Raw genomic sequence first — 4,958 nt, 5'->3', positions numbered from 1 at the left:
CGACGTGTCGCGCGTGCCCGGCTCCGGTCCCAAGGGCCGCATCACCCATGAGGACGTGCAGCGCTACGTCAAGGGCGTGATGACTGGCCAGGCCGCAGCCCCGGCGCAAGCGGCCGCCGCGGGCGCCGGTGGCGGCGAGCTCGGCCTGCTGCCGTGGCCGAAGGTCGATTTCACCCGCTACGGCGAGATCGAAAGCAAGCCGCTGTCGCGCATCAAGAAGATTTCCGGCGCGAACCTGCATCGCAACTGGGTGATGATCCCCCACGTCACGAATCACGACGAGGCCGACATCACCGAGCTCGAGGCCTTCCGCGTGCAGCTGAACAAGGAATACGAGAAGCAGGGCGTCAAGGTGACGATGCTGGCCTTCATGATCAAGGCCACGGTCGCCGCGCTGAAGAAGTTCCCGAACTTCAACGCCTCGCTCGACGGCGACAATCTCGTTCTCAAGAAGTACTTCAACATCGGCTTCGCCGCCGATACGCCGAACGGCCTGGTCGTGCCGGTGATCAAGGACGCCGACAAGAAGGGCGTGATCGAGATCGCGCAGGAAATGGCGGAACTGGCCAAGCTCGCGCGCGACGGCAAGCTCAAGCCCGACCAGATGCAGGGCGGCTGCTTCTCGATCTCGTCGCTCGGCGGCCTCGGCGGTACCTACTTCACGCCGATCATCAATGCGCCCGAAGTGGCCATCATGGGCGTCTGCAAGTCGTATCAGAAGCCGGTCTGGGACGGCAAGCAGTTCGTGCCGCGCCTGACGCTGCCGCTGTCGCTGTCGTGGGACCACCGCGTGATCGACGGCGCCGAGGCGGCCCGCTTCAATACCTACTTCGGTCAGCTGCTGGCCGATTTCCGCCGCATTCTGCTGTAAGCGGCCCGGCCACAGGAGCAAAGCATGAGTGTGATCGAAGTCAAGGTGCCGGACATCGGCGATTTCGACGCGGTAGAGGTGATCGAGGTCCTGGTCAAGCCGGGCGACACGATCGAGCAGGAGCAGTCGCTGATCGTGCTGGAGTCGGACAAGGCCAGCATGGACGTGCCGTCGTCGGCGGCCGGCAAGGTCGTCGAGGTCAAGGTCAAGGTCGGCGACAAGGTGGCCAAGGACACGGTGATCTGCACGGTCGAGGCGCAGGCCGCGGCGCCTGCATCGGCATCGGCATCGGCATCGGCTCCCGCGGCTGCCAGCCCGGCCCCCGCGCCGGCTCTGGCCGCATCGCCGGCTCCCGCACCCGCATCGGCACCGGCGCCGGCCGCGGCAACGCATGCCGGCGGCGCCGACATCCAGTGCGAGATGCTGGTGCTGGGCGCCGGCCCCGGCGGCTATTCGGCGGCGTTCCGCAGCGCCGACCTCGGCATGAATACCGTGCTGGTCGAGCGCTATGCCAGCCTCGGCGGGGTTTGCCTGAATGTCGGCTGCATCCCGTCGAAGGCGCTGCTGCATAACGCCGCGATCATCGACGAGGCCAAGGCGCTGGCCGCGCACGGCATCGTGTTCGGCGACGCGAAGATCGACCTGGACGGCCTGCGCAAGTACAAGGAATCGGTGGTCGGCAAGCTGACCGGCGGCCTGGCCGGCATGGCCAAGGCGCGCAAGGTGCAGGTCGTGCGCGGCGTCGGTACCTTCCTCGACCCGCATCACCTCGAGGTCGAGGAAACCAGCGGCGACGGCAAGGACACCACCGGCAAGAAGACGGTGATCCGCTTCGACAAGGCCATCATCGCGGCCGGCAGCCAGGCGGTGAAACTGCCGTTCATCCCGGAAGATCCGCGCATCGTCGACTCGACCGGCGCGCTGGAACTGCGCGAGATTCCCAAGCGCATGCTGGTGATCGGCGGCGGCATCATCGGGCTGGAAATGGCCACGGTCTACAGCACGCTGGGCGCCGGCATCGACGTCGTCGAAATGCTCGACGGCCTGATGCAGGGTGCGGACCGCGATCTGGTCAAGGTCTGGGAGAAGATGAACAAGCATCGCTTCGACAAGGTGATGCTCAAGACCAGGACCGTCGGCGTCGAAGCGAAGCCGGACGGCATCTACGTCAAGTTCGAGGGCGAGCAGGCCCCGGCGGAAGCGCAGCGCTACGACCTGGTGCTGGTGTCGGTGGGCCGCGCGCCCAACGGCAAGCGGATCGGCGCGGAGAAGGCCGGCGTCGCGGTGACCGACCGCGGCTTCATCGAGGTCGACAGCCAGATGCGCACCAACGTGCCGCACATCTTCGCGATCGGCGACATCGTCGGCCAACCGATGCTGGCCCACAAGGCCGTGCACGAGGCGCACGTTGCCGCGGAAGCCGCGCACGGCGAGAAGGCCTACTTCGATGCCAGGCAGATTCCGTCGGTGGCCTATACCGATCCGGAAGTGGCCTGGGCCGGCCTGACCGAGGAACAGTGCAAGGCGCAGGGCATCAAGTACGGCAAGGGCGTATTCCCGTGGGCCGCTTCGGGCCGCGCGATCGCCAACGGCCGCGACGAGGGCTTCACCAAGCTGCTGTTCGACGAGGAAACCCACCGCATCATCGGCGGCGGCATCGTTGGCACACACGCGGGCGACCTGATCGGCGAAGTGTGCCTGGCGATCGAAATGGGCGCCGACGCGGTGGATATCGGCAAGACCATCCACCCGCACCCGACGCTCGGTGAGTCGATCGGCATGGCGGCGGAGATCTATGAGGGCGTCTGCACGGACGTCCCGCCGCCGCGCAAGCGCTGAACGGCTGGTTGTAGCAGCACAGACAGGGCCCGCCGGGATGGCGGGCCTTGTTCTATTTGATAACGCAATTAACCGCCAGAATTACCGGAAGGCCATCGATGGGCTGCGCCCCGAGCTGGCAGGGCGGTCGGCCACCAGAGCACCAGAGCACCAGAGCACCAGAGCACCACGCCACCACGAAAATTCCGGCCCCGTCAGACCGGCGAGCCGGCCATAGTGCCGAAGCCAATAAAAAAGCCCGGCACGAATGCCGGGCTTCGGAGGTCAGCGTGGACGCCTGGTGCCCCGCGAGGGAACACCAGCCAGCGCGATCAGGCTGCGGTGGTCTTCTTGCCAGCGGTGCGGGCGGTGGCGCTCGCCTGCTGGGCGGCCTTGGTGGCGGCGGTGGCGGCCGCCTGGAAATTGCTTTCGGCGATTTCCACGGCTTGCTTGGTGGCCTTCTGGACCGACTCGTAGGCGTTGTTGGCGGCCGAGATGGCCGACTTCACGATCGCCACGGTCGATTCCGAACCGGCGGGTGCGTTCTTGGCGAAGTTGTCGACCAGGCTCTGCACATTGCGCGAGCTTTCGGCCAGCTGGGCTTCGGCGACGCGGGTGAATTCCGACTGCGTATCGGCCGCGATTTCATACACGTGGCGGCTGTAGGCCACGGCCTTTTCGGCGACCGGCTGGATCAGCGAAACCTGCAGCGCGACCAGTTCCTGGGCATCGCGGGCGGTCAGCGTGCGCTTGGCGTGCTCGACGTTTTCGGCCAGGGTGGTCTTGACGACTTGCATGTTCAGTTCGACCAGCTTTTCCATGCCTTCGAAGGCCTTGGTGGTCAAACCGAACAGGGTTTCCAGATTGGCCTTGTGGGCGGCGGCAACTTGTTCGGGGGTAAAGGACATGCTGGTCTCCATCAGAATGAAGTCGAGTTCAAGCGAACTCAAAAATAGGTCGCCTAGATGTCAAGGCCGTGAAGTTGCGGTGGCCAGCCCAGGCGCGTGAATGGTTTTGTGCGTTCCGCTCCAGGGGCCGATCGGCCGGTCCGGAAACCGTCTTTCGGGTAATGGTGCGTCGCAACAATTCCGTATTGTATGGACCATGTCTGGTGTGTCAAGCGGTTTTTGTGCATCGCACAACCAGCCTCGGGTAAACCCCCTGGCGGCTTCGCCACATTGCCACCGTTGGGTCACTTGAGGGGCCGCCGGACACGTGACGAACAGGGCGGTGCTACCATCGCGCATTCCGTCATTGCGGGGCAGGCAGCATCCGCGCGCCCACCCGCCGCGCGGGCCCGCCCGTCTCGACCCAACTTGCCGATGTCCCGCCACGCCGCCCCCCGTCTCCGTCCGAGCATCGCGATTCCCGCTTTTGCCGATCCCTTCGTGGTTGCCATACGCATGCAGGGGCGCCCATGAGGCCGGCCGTGGAAACCACCCCGGGCCGCACCGCATCCGCCGGCGCCAACGTGTGGCTGGTGTCGATGCCCTGGCTGTTCGTGCTGATCTGGAGCACGGGCTTTATCGTCGCCAAGTACGGCATGCCGCATGCCGAGCCGATGACCTTCCTGTTCCTGCGCTTTGCCGGCGTGGTGGTGCTGATGGTGCCGTTCGTCGCGCTGGCGCGCGTGCCGCTGCCGCGGCGCGACGGCCGTGTCGACTGGGCCATGATCGGCCGCATTGCGCTGGCGGGGCTGCTGCTGCAGACCGGTTACCTGGGCGGCGTCTGGGCCGCGGTCAAGCTGGGCATGCCGGCCGGCATGGCGGCGTTGATCGTCGGCATGCAGCCGCTGCTGACGGCGCTGATTTCGCTGCGCCTCGGCGAGCGTCTGCGCGGCTGGCAGTGGGCCGGCCTGCTGCTCGGCATCGTCGGCGTGGGGCTGGTGGTGGCCGGCAAGCTGTCGGTCGGCGCGGCGACCCCGTTCAGCGTGCTGCTCGCCGTCGGCGCCTTGCTGTCGATCACCGTCGGCACGCTGTATCAGAAGCATCGCTGCCCGGTGTTCGATCTGCGCATGGGGTCGCTGATCCAGTTCACCGCGGCGGCGCTGGCCTGCCTGCCGTGGATGTTCCTGTTCGAGACGCGCGAGGTCGACTGGAACGCCGAGATGATCGGCGCGCTGGCCTGGTCGATCGTGGCGCTGTCGATCGGCGCGATCTCGCTGCTGTTCGTGCTGATCCGGCGCGGCGCCGCGACCAGCGTATCGAGCCTGATGTACCTGACGCCGCCGACCACCGCCGTGATGGCCTGGCTGCTGTTCGACGAACGC

General features: G+C 66.5%; 4 protein-coding genes. 3 read left to right on the top strand and 1 reads right to left on the bottom strand.

What is annotated here, in order from left to right:
* Together AC6EI8_RS24140 and lpdA are read left to right on the top strand one after the other, a co-directional pair.
* Positions 1–871 (top strand): 2-oxo acid dehydrogenase subunit E2 (locus tag AC6EI8_RS24140; RefSeq protein WP_498383082.1); only part of this gene is annotated, 871 nt, incomplete at its 5' end.
* A gap of 24 nt (positions 872–895) precedes the next feature.
* Positions 896–2,710 (top strand): dihydrolipoyl dehydrogenase, encoded by a 1,815-nt coding sequence (gene lpdA, locus AC6EI8_RS24135; protein WP_498383080.1) that lies wholly within the window; start codon positions 896–898, stop codon positions 2,708–2,710.
* Between the two features lie 311 nt (positions 2,711–3,021).
* On the opposite strand, the gene AC6EI8_RS24130 is transcribed toward lpdA, so the two are convergent.
* The gene (locus AC6EI8_RS24130) at positions 3,022–3,597 is read right to left on the bottom strand and encodes a phasin family protein (protein ID WP_149318958.1); all 576 of its coding nucleotides are present in this window, start codon (positions 3,595–3,597) and stop codon (positions 3,022–3,024) included.
* A gap of 578 nt (positions 3,598–4,175) precedes the next feature.
* Between AC6EI8_RS24130 and AC6EI8_RS24125 the strand changes: the two genes are divergently transcribed.
* Positions 4,176–4,958: DMT family transporter (locus AC6EI8_RS24125; protein ID WP_498383083.1), on the top strand; the 783-nt coding region annotated here is incomplete at its 3' end.

It is taken from the genome of Cupriavidus sp. R6-3 (assembly GCF_059772245.1).
This window is presented reverse-complemented; position numbering and strand designations above follow the sequence as displayed.